We start from the raw sequence: 17,933 nt of genomic DNA on the forward strand, positions 1-17,933 counted from the left end.
GGGTTGATGGCGATATAGAGCGGCTCCTTAATCGACATCCATATCCGGGCACCGGTGGACTCGGGGGCCTGGCCGACGCCTCGGGAAAGGTTGGTCCCGGCGGTCCGGGTGGCACCGGCGGTACCCCAGGCGCGGGCGGCGCGGCCGGACTGTTCGGCAGTCCCGGTCGCGCGGGTGCCACCGGGAACATCGGCGCTAGCGGCACTGGCGGCCCTGGATATTTCCCCGTCGACTTCACCAACAACACCGGTTTCGCCGACAACGAGGTCTATGTGACCGCACTCGGCCAGACGACACCAGGCCAATGGTCATGGCTTGACCAGAACGGCATAGCCCACGCGATCGACCACACCGCGGCCGACGCCCCGGGCCACCTCACGAAGGGGGGAGTGAATTACCCCAACATGTCATTCACTCTCGCCGACGCGCACAACTTCCAGCCCCGCCGGTACCGCCGATCTGCCCGTCGGCGCCGGGCGCGGCGCTGAGCCCAATTCCGCCGGCCCCACCATTTCCGCCGTTACCAAACAATCCCGCCGCCCCACCTGCACCACCGGTTTGCCCAGGTGCCCCGGAGCCGCCGTTGCCGCCGTTACCCCACAAGAGCCCGCCCGCGCCTCCGGCTTGGCCGGTCCCCGGCGCCCCGTCGGCGCCGTTTCCGATCAGCGGACGCCCCAACAGCAGCTGCGTGGGGGCATTGATGAGGTCGAGCAGAGGCTGCAACGGCCCCACGTTGAGCGCCTCGGCGGACGCATACGCACCTGATGCCGCGGCCAAGGACCGTACGAACCGGTCATGAAATGCCGTGGCCTGGGCGCTGATTGCCTGATAGTCCGCCGCGTGCGTGCCGAACAACGTCGCGACGGCCGCCGACACCTCGTCAGCGCCGGCGGTGAGAATCTCCACGGTCGGGGCTAGCGCGGCAGCGTTGGCCGCATTGACCGTCGAACCGATGCCCGTCAACTGCACCGCCGCGGACGCCACCAGTTCTGGTGTCGTGAATACGAATGACATTGTGGATTCCCTTCTGCTGCTGGCCGGTGCGGTTACGGTTACTGACTGAAGTTGTTGAGAGGCGAAAAGATGGACGACGACGCAAGGTCGAGCACGCCGGTGTTCCGTATTCCACTGGGACCGGCGGCGGGGTTGAACAAGGGGAACCAGCTCGGTTGGCTGACCGTCACAGCCTCACCCTCGAGCCGGGGTGGTTGAGGAATTCGCGTACTCACCACTTTCTGTACGCGTGATAGACACGGGACTCACCCGACAATTCGCATCGAAGCAGAAAAGTCTGTGTTGGCCACTCAACGAACCTTTCCGATTCAATTTACGAAAGTGTTAGTAGCATAGATTGTCCGGGCATGGTCCGCACCAGTACGTTCAACAACACTGCGTCAAATAGCCTTACTCGGCCACGACTTGGATAGGGCCATGGCCACTTCCTCGGTTAGGTGCTCGATGTCCCGTTCCGAATGACCTCGATACCTCAGCGTGTAAAGTACTGAGACACAAGACATTTCGTTGTTGCAATCGTTGTTCGGCGCAACAGGCGCGGCGGGGACGGCCCGAGATCGCGACCGTGTCCGCGACAATCTGCTGTCGACCAGATCGCGGAAGGCAACGGATCCAGCATCGACAAGACGACGCTTCGGCGGCAGCGGTCAAAGCACCCTCAGCGACCCTTGCGGCTCGCCTCTGGCTTGTGGGTATTTCTGACACTCAGCCGTCCACCAGGCCGAGCTCCACCGCCAAGAGCGTCAGCTCCGAGCGGCGACGGCAGCCGGTCTTATCCCGTATTCGGTCCAGATAAGAGCGCACCGTACGGATAGTGATGAAGACCGTATCGGCAATCTGCTGATCCGTTTTTCCGCGGGCGAGCAGACCGAGGATTTCCAGCTCGCGAGGACTGAGCGCGCCGGCTCGATCCCGAACCCCGCTCGGCTCCGCAGCCGACCGCCCGTCAGCGATGGCGTCCAGTCGCGCCCGGTACTGCGATGCAAGCTGGCGGTACCCCGCCGTCCAAGCTGCGTCGAGCGCCTCGGTATAGAGGACGACGGCTTCTTGCAGATCGCCTCGGTACGCCGCCAAATCGGCGGCGGCTCCGACGGCCAGCGGGTGGCGATCCGGACCGAGGGCGGCAGCCACCCAGTGATCGGCCTCGTCCTCGTCCTGCGCGGCAAGCAGAGCCGGCACGGCGATACTGGCGACGAAGGGGTCGCTCACGACTGCCGGCAACCGGGTCAGCAGATTTCTAGCCTCGTTGGCGGCGAGTTCCGTATCGCCCCTTGCCATGGCTAGCGCTACCCGGTTGGGACCGAAACTGCGTTGCCACATGCCTTCTCGTGAACCGAGGTCCTCCATCAGCGCCGCAGCATCATCGAGCCGTCCCTGCTCCAGCCAGGCACCGGCCAGGATTTCACGACCTAGAAAGGCGAGCAGGCCGCACCCCAATGCTTCGCCGCCAGCCACCAATGCCCGTGCAGCCATTTCGGTTTCACCAGGATCGCCCAGGAAGCGCACCGCAATCGCCTCGATCAGCGATGCATAGACCTCTGTGGCCGGGCCGGTATGGACGGCGCGCAGCTCTTCGCAAATCTGCGGCAGCTCACGCGCACGCATGGCGAAAGCCCGTTGCTCGGCACTTAACGCAAGGCCCGTTGCCCTCTCCTCGGGCAGGACCAACCGCACCGCTTCGGCGACGCCCCGATCGATCAACGCCAGCCCTTCCTCACGCTGTCCCAACTCACACAGCGCGACGCCGCGGTAGGTAAGTGCCGGCGCGCGGGCCAGCTCCGCGTCGAGCTCCTCCGCCATCGCCAGTGCGCGATCGGCGTACTCCAGGCCGACCTTGCAATCCAGGATGGAGTTGTGCCACATCGCCACCCGCGCATAAGCCGACGCGAGATCCGAACTGGGCGGCATCTCCTCGAGCAGGGCGCGAGCGGCATCGAACGCCTCGTAAGAGGCCCGGTGATCACCGGCAAACCAATGACTAGCGCCAAGGGCGAGCATCACCTTGGGCGTGGAGGGATGTGCGACTCGTTGGAGGAGTTCGACACCTTCTTTCAGCGGCACGACCGCGGTCACCGGCCGACCGCTGGCCGACAGCATGCGCCCCTGTTCACACAGCAACTCGCCTCGCTCGACGGGATCACTGACGCCGGCCAACGCATGTTCGTAGAGTGCGGCCGCCTCGGCGAACGCGCCGCTGCGCGCTGCCATCTCCGCGGCGTCGGCGCAGAGTGGCGCCGCGTCGGAGGTGCGACCCGCCGCAAGTAGATGACGGGCACGATCGATGACGGGCGCGGGTGGCACCACGCGGGATAGCACCTCGGCGGCCCGAGCATGCAGTTCGGTGACGTCCCACGCCGCGATCGCCTTGTATACCGCCTCGTGGATGAGGGGATGGCGGAAGCACAGTCGGCTGCGGTCGGCGGTGTCGGTGTCGAGGAGCTGAGCGTTGACCGAGGCATGCAGCGCGGCCGATACCGTGTCCGCCGGCAACTCGGTGAGCTCTGGAAGCAACCGCGGGTCGAACACCCGTCCCAGCACGGCCGCTGCGGTCACGACGCGCACATGCGCGCTGTCGAGCCGGTCCAGCCGCCGCAGGATTCCCGCCGCCAACGAATCGGGCATGTCGAGCTTGGACAGCGCGGAGTACTGCCACACCCCGTCGCGCACGAACATCTGCCCCGAGTTGATCGCGTGCTCGAGCAGTTGCTCCACCACCAACGGCACGCCCCCAGAACGAGCGAACAGCATGTCCACGAATCCGTGGCTGACCCGGTCAACACCGAGCCGAGCACAGATGAGCCGGCGAACTTCGGGCGCCGTGAGTGGACGCACCGGCAGCGTCGATGCCAGACCCGCACGTCGCCACCCGTCGAGGATGACCCGCAACGAATGCGACGGACTCACCTCATCGGACCGGTACGTCATGACGAGCAGCAACGGAAGTTGGCGGGCGCGGCGGGCGACGAAGTCGAGGAGTTCCCGCGTTGACGCGTCAGCCCACTGCACGTCGTCCACCACGAGGATCACCCCCGACGGTGCCGTGTGGGCCACAGCGCGCAGCATCGCGATGACCGCCTCGAAGAGTTGCAGCCGCGCGCCGCCGTTGGTGAGGTCGAATCGTTGCGGCGTTCCGTTCGACAGTCCCGGAACGATCGCGCTCACCGCTTCGGCCAAGGACCCCAACCGTTCCCGCAGGCAGGCCACGTCAGCGGTTGCGACGTAAGCACCGATCGCTTCGTTGAAGGGCAGGTACGGCAACGAGAAGTCGAGTTCGCTGCAGCCGCCCCACAGAGCCACGGTCCCGTTGGCCTCCGCACGGCGGATGAACTCACGGGCCAGCCGCGTCTTGCCCGCGCCGGCGTCGCCGGCCACCAAAAAGACTTCTCCCCCACCAGTTTTGGCGGACTCTAGCGCGCTCTCCAGGGCCGCGAGATCCGCGTCCCTCCCGATCAGCGGGGTAACCGTTTCACCCGCTGGGGCGGCCTCCGCGACACCGGAGCGACACGACCGCGACGAGCCTCGGCTGTGTCCCCCACCCTTTAGGGAATGCCAATAGGTCGGTAGCGACAGGTCTTGGTGTTCGGTGCATTGACGGGGCACGTGGGGGCTCCTGACGTTGGAACGAGAGTGGAGTCAGACCGCGAGCGCAGTCGCCAGACGGGTTGGCCAGCGCCGGCGAGACGCGAAAGACACGGCCTACTGCGGTGGCCAACTACCACGCGCCTGATCTCGAGCTCTTCGAATGGCGTCGGCTCACCGCATTGGCTTACCGATAGTGGATGCTGAACGCGGACTGATGATCCCAGCGCCATCCCGATTGCTACACCGTCAAACCGCACAGTCGACCCGCCGGAATGTTGCATATTGCACAGTCGCATCCGGCGCCAGCGCCTGGTCAAATCGGACCACGTTCCCCTTATTTCGGGCGGGCTAAAGTGCAGTCGTGGGCGGTGTTCAGCGTCGGGTCGGATTGGTCAAGATGTGCGGCCGGTGAGCGGTCCCGAATACCCGCGACACATCTGGGTCCTGCACGTCGACCTCGACCAGTTCTTGGCGTCGGTGGAACTGCGCCGCCACCCCGAACTGGTCGGGTTACCGGTCATCGTGGGCGGCAGCGGCGATCCCACGGAGCCACGCAAGGTGGTCACCTGCGCCTCGTATGAAGCTCGGGAATTCGGAGTGCGCGCCGGCATGCCGCTGCGCAGCGCCGCCAAACGCTGCCCGGACGCCACCTTCTTACCGTCGGACCCGGCGGCGTACGACGCGGCTTCCGACGAAGTGATGGCCTTGTTGCGCGACCTTGGACATCCCGTCGAGGTATGGGGGTGGGACGAGGCGTACGTCGGCGTGGCCGCGTCGATCGATCCGCAGCAGGTCGCCGAACGGATCCGCTCTGTCGTGCTGTCGCAGACCGGGCTGTCCTGCTCGGTGGGTATCAGCGACAACAAACAGCGGGCCAAGGTCGCCACGGGTTTCGCCAAACCGGCCGGAATCTTCACCCTCACCGACGCCAACTGGATGACATTGATGGCCGACCGCCCGGTCGACTCGCTCTGGGGCGTCGGCCCGAAGACCGCCAAAAAGCTTGCAACGCTTGACATCACGACCGTCCGCCAGTTGGCGCACAGCGATGGCGAGCTACTCACTTCAGCGTTCGGGCCGCGCACCGGCCTCTGGCTGATGCTGCTCGCCAAGGGCGGCGGAGACACGAACGTCAGCGCCGAGCCGTGGGTCCCGCGTTCCCGCAGCCACGTCGTGACGTTCCCGCGCGATCTCACCGACCGAAACGAAATGGATTCGGCCATAACAGAATTGGCCCGGCGAGCGTTGGACGACGTGGTTGCGGAGTCCCGGATCGTCACCCGAGTGGCGGTGACCGTGCGAACCGCAACGTTCTACACCCGCACGAAAATCCGCAAGCTCGACACACCCACCACCGAAGTCGACGTGGTCGTCGACGCCGCCGTACGCATTCTGGGATTGTTCGAGTTGGACCGGCCGGTCCGATTACTCGGCGTCCGACTGGAACTCGAGATGCCCGGCTAGCCAGGTGAGCCTGCGGCGGCCCTGATTACAACCTCGGAGGCGTCGGCCTTGCCTTCACGGGATCGGACTGATTCGCCGTGCGAAGCATTTACCCACGATCGGGGCTCGGCGGCGGCGGTGGTGGCGGCGCCGAGGGCGGCGACGCGGCCGCCGCAACAGGCGGCAAGGGCGGCGGCACCACCGTCGAACTTGCCCCCAATACGCAAGGCGGCGCCGGTGCAACCGCAACGGAGGCGGTAGGTGGTGGTGGCGGCGGCGGGGGGGGCGGCGCCTACAGTTCGGCAGGTAATGGTCAGAACGCCGGCGCCCCGCCGACCGGTGGCGCGGGTATCGGGAGCCTCGGGAATGGCGGAGGCAGTGGCGGCGCGGTCGGCGGGGTCGGCGGCCACGGCGGCTTCGGCAGAACCGGTTTCAACAACAACGGCAGCGACGGGCAGAGCGCGCTCTGACGCCGAAGAACGCTGCTGACACCCCCGCTATCGACGTTCCGGTGAACCGCGAACGTCAGCGCGGCACCGGACTGGGCCGAAGCGCGCGCGTGAAGAACACGTTGACCTTTCGCATCGCCACGCTGTAAGGCCACCAGGCCAGTCGCTTGAACGCATACAGCGCCCGAATATCGGGGGACGTGTAGATCAGGTACCGATTTTTTGCGACCCCGGAAAGGATCTTTTCGGCTGCTTTTTCCGGTGACACGGCGTGCCCGCTGAACCGGTCGACCCATCGACTGACCTTGGGGTCGCTGCGGTCGACCCCGGCGATCTCGACCGTATTGACCAGGGGGGTCTTCACCGCGCCCGGCACCACGACGGACACCCCGATGCGGTGGCGGGCCAAGTCGAAGCGCAACACCTCGGAAAGTCCACGCAATCCGAACTTGCTGGCGCTGTAGGCCGCATGCCATGGCAACGCAACCAACCCGGCCGCCGACGACACGTTGACCACATGCCCGCCCCGGCCCGCCGCCACCATCGCCGGCACGAATGTCTCGATGACGTGGATGGGACCCATCAGGTTGATCGCGACCATCCTGCTCCACTGCTCGTGAGTGAGCCGGTCAACCGTGCCCCACGCCGAAACGCCGGCGATGTTGAACACCGCATCCATACTCGGATGGCTGCTGTGGATGTCCGCCGCGAACGCGGCAACCTCGTCGTAGTCGGAGATGTCCAGTACGCGATGCTCGGGCACCTGCGTGCCCAGCGCGCGAGCGTCGGACACGGTCTGCACCAGACCCTCGTAATCTCGGTCGGTCAGATACAACTCCGCGCCCTGCGCCGCGAGCTGCAGGGCGGTGGCGCGGCCGATGCCGCTGGCCGCACCGGTGACGAAACAGCGTTTGTCAGCGAAGTACGGGCCGGATGCCTTCTGCAACATGGTCGTGACGATACCGGCGGTACCGTCGTCCCCAGCTAGGCCCGCCAACTTGAACCGGTCACTAAGACTTGGCCGAACCGCCCCACAGCGAATTGAGCCACATCTCTTCGAGCACCTGCACTCGCCGCTCCGGATCACTGTCGCCACCGACCATGAAGGGGTCACCGGTGAGCACCAGCGCGGTGGTGGCCGTCAGGGTCCGGATCAACGTCGGGAGATCGTCACTGATGGGATGAACGGTCCCGGCCTTCAGTTCCGCTTCCACCACGCCGAGAATCTGGCGGAGCACCACCTCGAACTGCCGCTCGAGAATCTCGCGGATCTCGAGGTCGGTGTGGCGGGCCCCATTACAGGCAGTTATGACGGGGTCATCGGGCGAGTAGACGGCCGCGGCGCTGCGCACCATGCGTTTGGCGAACTGCTCCGGAGACTCATCGGGTTGGCGGGGCGCGAAGTACTGTGTGAGCTCTTCGAGTTGTTCGACGGCTTCGGCCACGATTTGGGCGAGCACGGCGTACTTGGAATCGAAGTAGAAGTAGAACCCGGAGCGAGCCACGCCGGCCCGAAGGCTGATCGCGCTGACCGACAACTCGTCGAAGGGCTTTTCCTGGAGTAGCTCGCGGGCCGCTTGCAGGATGGCCTGCCGCTGCTTGTCGCCTCTGCGGCGCAAGGCCGGCCCACCCCGTTCGGGCTGGGCGTCTGGTTCGGCGCTCACATTTCGACCTTGCACCACCGCAAGCCAAAACGAAAACTTGACAGCCGTCAAGTTTGACCGAAATATTGGAGCAAAGTGACGGCTGCCACAAACGGCGAAGGAGCGTCAATGACGACGATCAGCACCCCGGCGTACTTGCTTGACCAGGCGAAACGTCGACTCACCCCGTCGTTCAACAACTTCCCCGGCATGGGTCTGCTTGAACGGCGACTGCTGAAGACGGAGTTTCCGCAGCGAATACTTGCCGAGCCACCCGCCGGCAGTGGCCTCAAGCCGGTCACCGGCGATGCCGGGTTACCGATCCTCGGGCACATGATCGAGATGTTGCGCGGTGGCCCGGATTACCTGATGTTCCTGTACGAGAACCAGGGCCCACTGATATTTGGCGACTCTCCGGTCCTGCCGGCTGTAGCGGCGCTGGGGCCCGACGCCGCGCAGGTCATCTATTCCAACCGCAACAAGGACTACTCGCAGCAGGGCTGGGTGCCGGTGATCGGGCCGTTCTTCCGCCGCGGCCTGATGCTGCTCGACTTCGACGAACACATGTTCCACCGGCGGATCATGCAGGAGGCGTTCGTCCGCTCACGCCTCGTCGGGTACGTCGAGCAGATGGACAAGGTCATCTCGCAGGTGATCGCCAACGACTGGGTCGCCAACGACGCCCGCTTCCTGCTGTATCCGGCGATGAAGGAACTGACCCTCGACATCGCCTCGATGGTGTTCATGGGCCACGAACCCGGCACCGACCACGAGTTGGTCACCAAGGTCAACAAGGCGTTCACCATCACCACTCGGGCCGGCAACGCGATCATCCGCACCGGCGTGCCGCCGTTCACCTGGTGGCGCGGCCTCAAGGCGCGCGAGCTGCTGGAGAACTACTTCGCCGAGCGGGTCAAGGAACAGCGCGCCAAGGAAGGCGACGACCTGCTGTCGGTGCTGTGTCGTACCGAGGACGAGGACGGCAACCGGTTCTCCGACGAGGACATCGTCAACCACATGATCTTCTTGATGATGGCCGCGCACGACACATCCACGTCGACCGCCACCACGATGGCCTACAACCTGGCCGCCCACCCGGAATGGCAGCAGCGTTGCCGTGATGAGTCGGACCGCCTCGGCGACGGGCCGGTCGACATCGAGTCGCTGGAGAAGCTGGAGTCCCTCGACCTGGTGCTCAACGAGTCAATCCGGCTGGTGACGCCCGTGCAGTGGGCGATGCGCCGCACGGTGCGCGACACCGAACTGCTGGGCCACTACTTGCCCAAGGGCACCAACGTCGTCGCCTATCCGGGCTTGAACCACCGGCTCCCGGAGTTGTGGACGGATCCGCTGAAGTTCGACCCGGAACGGTTCACCGAGCCGCGCAACGAGCACAAGCGGCACCGGTATGCGTTCTCGCCGTTCGGCGGGGGACCGCACAAGTGCATCGGCATGGTGTTCGGGCAGCTGGAAGTGAAGACGATCATGCACCGGCTGCTGCGCCGCTACCGTCTGGAACTGCCCAAGCCCGGTTACCAGCCGCGCTGGGACTACGCAGGCATGCCCATCCCGATGGACGGAATGCCGATAGTCCTGCGCCCCCTGTAATCCCGGCCGAATCATCCCGGCGAGCAGACGCAAAATCGTACGAACGGCGCCGCTTGAGTACGAGTTTGTGTCTCGAAGGGGTCTCCAATGGGTTAGGTGACCAATCTGTTGACGCAGGCGATGACGGCCCGCAGCGCGGACTCGGTCGGGTCGGCCGCCAAACCCAGCGCCCATTCGCCGCGGTGTCCGTTGCTGCCTCGGATGCAGGTGACGGTGCAGTCCTCGGACTGCATCTGGTGAAAGCTCAATGTTTCCAACGTGATCCCGCGCGAATGGAGCATCGCGGTAAGAGCCGCGACGGGGCCGCCGGCGGCAGCGGCACAGGTGCTGATGTGGTCGCCGACGGCGATCACCGCCCGGAAGTTGCGGGCTTGCGGGCCGAGACGCCCGGCCGGCCGCTGCGGGTCAGTGCAGGCGAAGTGCCGTAGCCGCACCGGACCGGCGCTGTGACTGTAGGCCGCCGCGAAGGTTTCCCATGACATCGCGCCGGCCTGTTCCCGCAGTTCGCGGGGCAGCGGGGCCCCGAAGCGCTCGCGGAACCATGAGTCGGCGACGCAGTGCCGCGGTAAACGAGAGGGGAGAGTCATGGTGTCGGTCTTCTCTAGTCGTGAAAGGCGACCGACGGTAGTAGCTTCCGACCCACAGCGGGGGGTCGGTCTGGATCAGACCCCGCTGCGGGTGCTGGCTACTACGGCAAGAAGACGCACGAGCGGCAACGTTAGACCTCGTCGCGCGTCGATGCAAGTCATTTGGTTCCCATGTATTGAGCAGCCGACCCAGGCGGGGCGCGGCGTCAGCTTGCCTGGCCGCGCGCGGGGTTGAGCCGTAGGTAGGCCTGAATTGTCGTGCCGTTCGCGGTGGTGTGCGTCCGAACCAAGTCCGCGATGGCGTTGACCAGAAACAGCCCACGACTGGCCTTGGCGTTAGGCCCTGGCGGCTGCACGCCGACGAGAAGATTGTTGAACTGTCCGCCGTCTCGTGCCTCGCACACCAGGTGGTCATTTTGACGCCAAAATGCCAGCTGACAGGCTCCGCCGGTGTACTGCAGGCTGTTCGTCGCCAGTTCGGTGGCGATCATCTGCAGATCCTCGATGCCGTCTTGCGACAACCCGACCCACCCCGCGTAGTCCGTCGCGAACGATCGCGCGGGGCGTAGGTCGGTGCTCTTTCGCACCGTGTACGTTACGGCGGACGGGTTGGTCGGCAACGGCTGATTGCACCAGGCCAGCGCGACTTCCGGCGCATACTCCGTGCTGCGGTAGGCCGATCCGCATTTCCACACCAGCGGATGGGTGGTGCGCGCACCGGCCAACACGTCGTCTTCCAGCCGTTCTGCGTCGTAGAGGCACAGACCCAGCACGTTGTGGTTCGTCAGCGCGCCGTTGACCAGCGCCTCATGCTGTACACAGGCCAAGCATTCCTCGTCGGACCGGCCGGGCCATACCAGTTGGCTGACGATCCGCACTTGTTGGTCGCTGTGACGCTCGGCAAATGCCGTCTCCATCGCCAGAAAGCGGCTGGGATTGCAGACGTCGGTGATGTCGACCAGTCGCAACTCCGCGGTGGAACCCGCGCGCGCAGCGGCCAACTCGGCGCGCAACGGCGGCAGTTTCTCGCCCGGTATCGCGACCAGAACCGGTTCGTCTGCGGCCATGCCTTCGGCGACGAAGCGAACCACGAAGTCCAGGTACTCCCGCTGGGAGTGATAGAACAGCGCGGAATGGACAAAGCTGCGCTGCTCTGTCTCCATGCTGGCAGTCATGTATCACTCCCGCTCGACATCACCTTGGTTGCATCACTAAGACCGATCCCCCGCCGAACCGACAGTTACTTGGCCGGTAAATACCCCGAAACCGCGTTTGCTATGCGCGTATGAGGCAAATCTCACCAGTGCGACATCGGGCGTGGATCTAGAGCCACCAGGAGGCCGCCGCATCCAGGTGACGGCGCACGCGATACCGGGCCAAACTGTCATCGCCGGCCCTGATCGCGTCCAGAATGCGCAGGTGAGCGTGTTCGACGGCGACAACATCACTCCAGGTCGGCAACGCCTGCCCGGTGCTTGACCAGTGCCGTCGGAACAACTCGACGATGATCCGCAGGAAGAGGTCCAGGGGCGCATTGCCGGCCAGCCGCGCGAGCCCGACATGGAACCGGAACTCCTCGACGGCGGCCTGGCGAAAGTCGCCGGTGGCCGTTTCCTCGAGATTGGGCCGGTGACTGCCGAGGAAAGCCGCAACCTCAGGCTCGTCGCGACGATCGACGACTTTGGCGACATTGTTGATCTCGATGGCGTCTCGGACGCACCGCAGATCTTCTCGGGTCGGCTCGCGGTACTGCAGATAAAGCGCGATGGTGTCGATGCTGGCCTGGGCTTCGGGTTCGGTGACCACCAGCCCACCGCCCGGTCCTCGACGCATGTGCGCAACCGCGTGGTACTCGAGCAGTCGCACCGCTTCCCGCAGCACGGCGCGGCTCACTCGGTAGCGCTCGAGCAGCGCCTGTTCAGTCCCGAAGACCGAACCGACCTGCCGGCCGGCGGCGGCGATGTCCTCGGCGATCGTCGCTGCCAAGACTTCAGCGCGCTTGTCGCCGGGTGATTCGGCGTTGAGCCGCGCTCGCGGCGCGGACGCGCGTCGACGTCTCGCACCGCCCCGGTGCTCCCGCAGCCAAGTGGTCACCCCTGCCACGTGGCGCTCGCTCAGCGTCTTGGCTCGCGCGGAGTCACCCGCGGTCACCGCCGCGAGGATGTCCGCGTGGTCGCTGTGCAACCGGTCGGCGGCCTGGCTGGCCTCGGCCTCCGAGGCGGTCCGGGAGTCGCGCGCGTATCGCTTGGTCAGCCTCATCAAGACGTCGATGAACAGCCGCAGAACGGGGTTTTTCGACCGCTCCGCCAGGGCGAGGTGAAACTCGTCCCTAGGCGGAGGCAGACCCGGGCGCCACTGCTCCTCCGCGCGCAGCACCGCTCGCAGCGCCTCGATGCCGGCTTCGTCGATGTATTCGGCGGCAAGGGCGGCCGCCAACGGCTCGAGCACCAAACGCGCGTCGAGCAGGTCGTCCAGCGTGGTGTTCAGGTACTCGAGGTAAATGACCACGGCCCGGGTGGCCGGGCCAGCATCGGGTTCGCAGACGATGAGGCCGCCGTTGGGGCCGCGGCGCATCCGGGCGACCTGATGGTGCTCGACCAGCCGAACCGCCTCTCGCAGCACCGATCGGCTTACGCAAAAGCGTTGCTGCAGAGCGCTTTCCGAGCCCAACGTGGCTCCGACGGGCCAGCCGAGGCGGACGATGTCCGCCTCGATCTCTCGGGCAATCCGCGAAGCTCGTTTGTCCTTTCCGGGGGCCGCGGCAGCTGGGGTGGCGGCGTTGGGTGGGCCACTCAGCATGTGAGCAACATGCATCCCGCGACGGGACCCCCGCCCACGGAAACCACCCCCACCTCCGGGCGCTGCGATACCTGGCGCTCTCCCGCGTCCCCGCGTAACTGCAGACACCCTTCGTGCAACGCCCAGTAGCCGTGCATGCGGCCGGCCGACAGCTGTCCCCCGTAGGTGTTGAGCGGCAGAGCGCCGTCGCGGGCGATGCGGGTTCCGCCTTCGACGAACGGGCCCGACTCCCCGTCCGCGCACACCCCGAGCGCCTCCAGCCAAGCCAGCGTGAGGAAGGTGAATCCGTCGTACAGCTGTGCGACTTGCAGGTCGGCGGGTTTGAGGTCGGTGCGCGACCACATCTCCGTCGCCGCATCGGACATCGCCATTTTCGGGTAGTCGGCGCGGTGGTACCAGCCGCCGGAGCCGTCTGATCCGCCGAGCGCTTCCACCCTCACCGCGCGATGCGGGCAATCCCGTGCGTACTCCGCATGCGATACCACCACGGCGATCGAGCCGTCGATGGGAACGTCGCAATCCAGCAGTCCGAACGGCGTGGAAACCGGTCGCGCGCTCAAGTAGTCGGCCATCGTCATGGGTTCGCGGTAGACGGCCCGGGGATTCAACGCCGCGTTCCGCCGGCCGTTGAGCGCGATCCAGCCCAACTGCTCCTTGGTGGTTCCGTACAGTTCCATGTGCCGCCGGCAGTTCAGCGCCAGCCAGTTCGCCGCTGAATAGGCATGCGCAGCAACCAGATCGGTGATGTCGTCCATCGCCCCGACGGCGGGCTTCGGTTCTCCCTTGGGGGTCTCGAACATCCGCGCCAGCGGCGGCGGAGACTTGCTCTCCTGTTGGAGGATCGTGCCGCCCAGCATCTGGATGGTGCGGTAGACCACGACGTGGCGCACGCGGCGCTCGGCAACCGCACGACATGCCGACATCACCGGGCTGAGCAGGCCGCCGGTGCCGAACCCGGCTCCGCAGTCCGCGGCCTCGATCTTGAGTTCGGCGTTGACGTCGGCCGCCGGGGTGTCACCCAGGGTTGCTATGCCGTCGATGTCGGCGGCGACGAGACCCGCGTCGTCGATGGCCGCCCGCACCGCCTCCATGGTGAGCTCCAGGCCGGGGATGCCGGTGCGACGGCCGATGCGCGAAATGCCGATGCCAGACAAGATCGCGTCTTTTTCGAAGTAGCTCATCTGCACCGTCCCGCCGCATGTCGTCAGGTCAATAGAGTGTACTGTATTGCGCGTGTCAGCCGAGTCGACGTCCCCCCTGCTGATCGAACACTGCGGCGAGTGCCAGCGTTGGGTGCATCCCGCGAGCGGCGAATGTCGCGACTGTGGCCGTCCGCTGACCGCTCGCCCGGTGTCCGGGCAGGGCACGGTGTTCACGTACACCGTCAACTATCACCCGTACAACCCGGAAGTCCCGACGCCGTACGTGATCGCTCTCGTCGAATTGAGCGAACAGCGTGACCTACGAGTCGCCGCCAACATTGTTGGCTGCGAACCCGATTCGGTGACAATCGGCATGGCCGTCACATTGCTGCCGGAAAAAGGCACGGGCGGCGCACCGCAATTCTCCCCCGCCTAACTTTCCCTCGCGAGCAGACGCAAACTCGTACGGAATCAACGGTTTTCGTACAAGTTTGCGTCTGCTCGCGGGGCTAAGGTGACCGCTAGTTGATCAGCGGATCACGCGGCATGCCCAGAATCCGCTCGGCGATCTGATTGCGGGTCACCTCGGAAGTGCCACCGGCGATCGCCATGCCGCGCGCGCCCATCATCAGCCGGCCGATCAACCCACCCGGCCCATCGAGGAGCGCGACCTCCGGGCCCAGCAGTGCCGCGGAGAGAGCGCCGCCGTCGATCATGTGCTCGGCGAGCTTGAGCTTGGTGACATTGCCTTCCGGACCGGGACCGGCCCCCTCGACGCTGCGTGCCGCACGGCGCAGGTTCAGCAGCCGCAGCGCATGGTCGTCGGCGATGAACGCCCCAACCCGAGATCGCGCACCGCCCAAGGCATCTGGATAAGTCTGGACCAGCTTCACCAGGTTCTCGGCCAAGCCCGCGTAGTAGCCGCCGCTGCCGCCGATGCTGACGCGTTCGTTACCCAACGTCGCCCGCGCAACGGTCCACCCCGAGTTGGGCGTCCCGACCACGTCCTCGTCGGGGACGAACACGTCGTTGAAGAAGACCTCGTTGAACTCCGACCCGCCGGTGATCTGACGCAGCGGCCGCACCTCGACCCCCGGCGCCTTCATGTCGATGATCACCGTGGTGATGCCGGCGTGCTTAGGAGCATCCGGGTCGGTGCGCACGGTGGCCAGGCCCCGCGCGCAGATGTGCGCGCCACTCGTCCACACCTTCTGCCCGTTGATCTTCCAGCCGCCGTCCACCCGCGTCGCCCGGGTCTTGACCGACGCCGCATCCGACCCCGCCTCGGGCTCGGAGAAGAGCTGGCACCAAATCTCTTCCTGACGCAGTGCCTTTTCCACGAATCTTTCGATCTGCCAATCGGTTCCGTGCTGAATCAGGGTCAGGATCACCCAGCCGGTGATGGAGTAGTCGGGACGCTTGATGCCGAGCCTGCCGAACTCTTCCTCGATCACCAGTTGCTCCACCGCGTCCGCGGCGCGACCCCACGGCTTGGGCCAGTGCGGCATCACATAGCCCGTCTCGATCAGCTTGTCGAGTTGGGCCTCGTTCGGCAGGGCGGCGATCTCCTCGGCGTCCTTACGGATCTGAACACGTAGCTCCTCGGCCTCCGGTGGCAGGTCCAGGCTGTTGGACCGGACCGCCCCGGCGGCGGTGCGCTCGAACGCATCTTCGGCGGGCCCGTCACCGCCGAACAACGCCGTGGTCACCAGCGCCCGTCGCAAATGCAGGTGAGCGTCATGCTCCCAGGTGAAACCGATGCCGCCGTGCACCTGGATGTTGAGTTCGGCGTTTCGCGCATAGGCCGGAAACGCCAGCACCGCCGCGACGGCCGCGATCAACCGGAACTGCGATTCGTCCTCCGACGTGTCTTCGGACGCCGCGCGCGCCGCGTCCCACACCGCCGCGATCGCGGATTCGGTGGCCACCAGCATGTTCGCGCAATGATGTTTCACCGCTTGGAAAGTCGCGATGGTGCGGCCGAATTGCTGACGCACCTTGGCATAGGCGACGGCGGTGTCGACGCAGTCCGCCGCCCCGCCGACCGCCTCGGCCGCCAGCAGGGTCCGAGCACGCGCCAACAACGATTCCCGCGCGCCCGGCAGGATGTCGTCGTCGGACACGCTCACGTTCTGCAGACGCACCCGCCCGGCCCGCCGGGTCGGGTCCAAGTTCTTGGGCACCTCGACCGTCACGCCCTCGCGGTCGCGGTCCAGCACCAGCACGTCGTCGCCCGCGGCTACCAGCAGCAGCCCGGCCAATCCCGCGCCCAACACGATGCCCGCATCTCCGTCGGCGCGACCGTCGGAGACCGAGACACTGCCACCGACGCCGAATCCCGCGGTGACACTGCCGTCGACCAATCCTGGTAGTAGACGGGCCTTTTGGTCCGCACTGCCGTCGCGTGCGATCGTCGCGGAGGCAATGACGGTCGGTACGAACGGCCCTGGCGCCACCGCGCGGCCGAGTTCTTCGACGACCACCACGAGTTCGGGCAGCCCGAAGCCGGAGCCGCCGTATTCCTCGTCGAGATGCAAACCGAGCCAGCCGAGCTCGACCAGGTTCTGCCAGAAGGGTGGCCGATCCTCATCGGCCGCATCGAGCAGTTCGCGCGCCGCCCAGCGCGCCTTCTGCGAGGTCAAGAACCCGCGGGCAACCTCGGCGAGTTCGCGGTGGTCGTCGGTCAGTGCGATACCCATGAGGGCCCTCCTCGCGCCTCTATCCGGCCCGCTTCTTCGCGGGGCCGGTTCCGCTAAAGAGTGTACTTAATGCGGGGAGGGCCCTATGCCCCGGCCACACCAGGGCTACTCCAGGGCTATTCCAGGGCTATTTCACGGCTACTTGGGAGTTACTTCGGCGCGAAGCGCTGTCCCGCGTCCAACCGCAGGCATTGCCCGTTGAGCATCGGGTTTTCGACAATCGCCGCGACCAACTTGGCGTACTCCTCGGGTCGGCCCAGCCGCTTCGGGAAGGCCGCGTCCTTCGTCAACGCCGTTACGTATTCGTCCGGAATACCCTTGGTGAGCCCGGTCGCGAACAGGCTGGGTGCGATGGCAAGCACTCGGATACCCACCGAACCCAGGTCGCGCGCCATGGTCAGGCACATTCCCGCGACACCCGCCTTGGCCGCGGTGTAGGCGACCTGTCCGATTTGCCCTTCGAACGCCGCGATGGAGGCGGTGTTGATGATGACGCCCCGCTCGTCATCCTCGGGTTCGTTCTTGCTCATGTGCGCCGCGGCGAGGCGGCTGATGTTGAAGGTGGCGATGAGGTTCAGATCGATCACGGATTGGAAGGATTCGAGATCGTGGGGGCCGGTCTTGGTCAGGGTGCGCTTGGCGATGCCGCCGCCGGCGGTGGTCACCGTGACGTGCAGACCACCGAGGTCATCGACCGCGGCCTGCAGCGTCTGCTCGGTGCCGGTGAAGTCGGTGACGTCGATCGCATAGAACTTGCCACCGACAGCTTCAGCGACCTCCTTGCCGTCGGAGTTCTCCCGGTCGAGGACCGCGACCTGCGCGCCCCGCTCGTGCAGCAATTCGGCGCTGGCACGTCCCATGCCCGAAGCGCCGCCGATGACGACGACTTTTTTCCCGCTGATCTCCATCCGGCCTCTCCTTTGCGGCTTGTCAGAATCCGTGTGATCTGTAACGCTAGCGTGTCCGC

At 65.9% G+C, this 17,933-nt stretch carries 13 protein-coding genes and 2 pseudogenes; 5 read left to right on the top strand and 10 right to left on the bottom strand.

Translation table 11 applies throughout. The features are described 5' to 3' along the window. Window positions 1–488: pseudogene (locus BST27_RS14070) on the top strand (hypothetical protein); the annotation flags it as partial. Here BST27_RS14070 and BST27_RS14075 read toward each other — a convergent pair. Further along, window positions 436–1,014: pseudogene (locus BST27_RS14075) on the bottom strand (PE family protein); the annotation flags it as partial. The pseudogenes BST27_RS14070 and BST27_RS14075 sit on opposite strands and share 53 nt — an antisense overlap. 705 nt (window positions 1,015–1,719) lie before the next feature. After that, window positions 1,720–4,614, bottom strand: a complete 2,895-nt coding sequence (locus BST27_RS14085) for an ATP-binding protein (RefSeq protein WP_079220216.1) — start codon at window positions 4,612–4,614, stop codon at window positions 1,720–1,722. A 417-nt stretch (window positions 4,615–5,031) separates the two neighbouring features. On the opposite strand from BST27_RS14085, the gene BST27_RS14090 reads away from it, so the two are divergent. Next, complete coding sequence (locus BST27_RS14090; protein WP_170062317.1) at window positions 5,032–6,060, top strand: DNA polymerase IV; 1,029 nt, start codon at window positions 5,032–5,034, stop codon at window positions 6,058–6,060. A 77-nt stretch (window positions 6,061–6,137) separates the two neighbouring features. Next, window positions 6,138–6,509 carry a hypothetical protein gene (locus tag BST27_RS14095; protein ID WP_139805157.1) on the top strand — a complete coding sequence of 124 codons (372 nt, stop codon included), beginning with the start codon at window positions 6,138–6,140 and terminating at the stop codon, window positions 6,507–6,509. Between the two features lie 55 nt (window positions 6,510–6,564). Here BST27_RS14095 and BST27_RS14100 read toward each other — a convergent pair whose 3' ends face one another. Both BST27_RS14100 and BST27_RS14105 read right to left on the bottom strand, forming a co-directional pair. Next, a complete protein-coding gene (locus BST27_RS14100; RefSeq protein ID WP_069421000.1) occupies window positions 6,565–7,437 on the bottom strand; it encodes an SDR family oxidoreductase in 873 nt (290 codons plus the stop codon). Window positions 7,438–7,498: 61 nt separating this feature from the next. Then, a complete protein-coding gene (locus tag BST27_RS14105; RefSeq protein WP_069420999.1) occupies window positions 7,499–8,152 on the bottom strand; it encodes a TetR/AcrR family transcriptional regulator in 654 nt (217 codons plus the stop codon). 108 nt (window positions 8,153–8,260) lie between these two features. Between BST27_RS14105 and BST27_RS14110 the strand changes: the two genes are divergently transcribed. After that, on the top strand, window positions 8,261–9,739 hold the full coding sequence (locus BST27_RS14110) for a cytochrome P450 (RefSeq protein WP_069420998.1): 1,479 nt from the start codon (window positions 8,261–8,263) through the stop codon (window positions 9,737–9,739). Between the two features lie 92 nt (window positions 9,740–9,831). On the opposite strand, the gene BST27_RS14115 is transcribed toward BST27_RS14110, so the two are convergent. The 4 genes from BST27_RS14115 to BST27_RS14130 form a co-directional block, all read right to left on the bottom strand. Continuing rightward, window positions 9,832–10,326 (bottom strand): homocitrate synthase, encoded by a 495-nt coding sequence (locus BST27_RS14115; RefSeq protein ID WP_069420990.1) that lies wholly within the window; start codon window positions 10,324–10,326, stop codon window positions 9,832–9,834. 206 nt (window positions 10,327–10,532) lie between these two features. Next, window positions 10,533–11,501, bottom strand: a complete 969-nt coding sequence (locus tag BST27_RS14120) for a sensor histidine kinase (RefSeq protein WP_069420989.1) — start codon at window positions 11,499–11,501, stop codon at window positions 10,533–10,535. 148 nt (window positions 11,502–11,649) lie between these two features. Further along, the gene (locus BST27_RS14125; RefSeq protein WP_069420988.1) at window positions 11,650–13,125 is read right to left on the bottom strand and encodes a FadR/GntR family transcriptional regulator; all 1,476 of its coding nucleotides are present in this window, start codon (window positions 13,123–13,125) and stop codon (window positions 11,650–11,652) included. After that, a complete protein-coding gene (locus BST27_RS14130) occupies window positions 13,119–14,306 on the bottom strand; it encodes a thiolase family protein (RefSeq protein ID WP_069420987.1) in 1,188 nt (395 codons plus the stop codon). The genes BST27_RS14125 and BST27_RS14130 overlap by 7 nt, the downstream gene beginning before the upstream one ends. Before the next feature lie 52 nt (window positions 14,307–14,358). Here BST27_RS14130 and BST27_RS14135 point away from each other — a divergent pair, with 52 nt between their 5' ends. Then, window positions 14,359–14,703, top strand: coding sequence for a Zn-ribbon domain-containing OB-fold protein (locus tag BST27_RS14135; RefSeq protein WP_069420986.1), 345 nt, complete (start codon window positions 14,359–14,361; stop codon window positions 14,701–14,703). Window positions 14,704–14,788: 85 nt separating this feature from the next. Here BST27_RS14135 and BST27_RS14140 read toward each other — a convergent pair whose 3' ends face one another. Then, the gene (locus BST27_RS14140; protein ID WP_069420985.1) at window positions 14,789–16,966 is read right to left on the bottom strand and encodes an acyl-CoA dehydrogenase family protein; all 2,178 of its coding nucleotides are present in this window, start codon (window positions 16,964–16,966) and stop codon (window positions 14,789–14,791) included. A gap of 149 nt (window positions 16,967–17,115) precedes the next feature. After that, a complete protein-coding gene (locus tag BST27_RS14145) occupies window positions 17,116–17,874 on the bottom strand; it encodes an SDR family NAD(P)-dependent oxidoreductase (RefSeq protein WP_069420984.1) in 759 nt (252 codons plus the stop codon). Window positions 17,875–17,933 lie beyond the last annotated feature (59 nt).

It is taken from the genome of Mycobacterium intermedium (assembly GCF_002086275.1).
Taxonomy (GTDB): Bacteria; Actinomycetota; Actinomycetes; order Mycobacteriales; family Mycobacteriaceae; genus Mycobacterium; species Mycobacterium intermedium.

Bases quoted from the DNA above. Each gene is read 5' to 3' on its own strand.
- BST27_RS14100 (WP_069421000.1), bottom strand. From the start codon at position 7,437: ATGTTGCAGAAGGCATCCGGCCCGTACTTCGCTGACAAACGCTGTTTC.
- BST27_RS14110 (WP_069420998.1), top strand. From the start codon at position 8,261: ATGACGACGATCAGCACCCCGGCGTACTTGCTTGACCAGGCGAAACGT.
- BST27_RS14115 (WP_069420990.1), bottom strand. From the start codon at position 10,326: ATGACTCTCCCCTCTCGTTTACCGCGGCACTGCGTCGCCGACTCATGG.
- BST27_RS14120 (WP_069420989.1), bottom strand. From the start codon at position 11,501: ATGACTGCCAGCATGGAGACAGAGCAGCGCAGCTTTGTCCATTCCGCG.
- BST27_RS14125 (WP_069420988.1), bottom strand. From the start codon at position 13,125: ATGCTGAGTGGCCCACCCAACGCCGCCACCCCAGCTGCCGCGGCCCCC.
- BST27_RS14130 (WP_069420987.1), bottom strand. From the start codon at position 14,306: ATGAGCTACTTCGAAAAAGACGCGATCTTGTCTGGCATCGGCATTTCG.
- BST27_RS14140 (WP_069420985.1), bottom strand. From the start codon at position 16,966: ATGGGTATCGCACTGACCGACGACCACCGCGAACTCGCCGAGGTTGCC.
- BST27_RS14145 (WP_069420984.1), bottom strand. From the start codon at position 17,874: ATGGAGATCAGCGGGAAAAAAGTCGTCGTCATCGGCGGCGCTTCGGGC.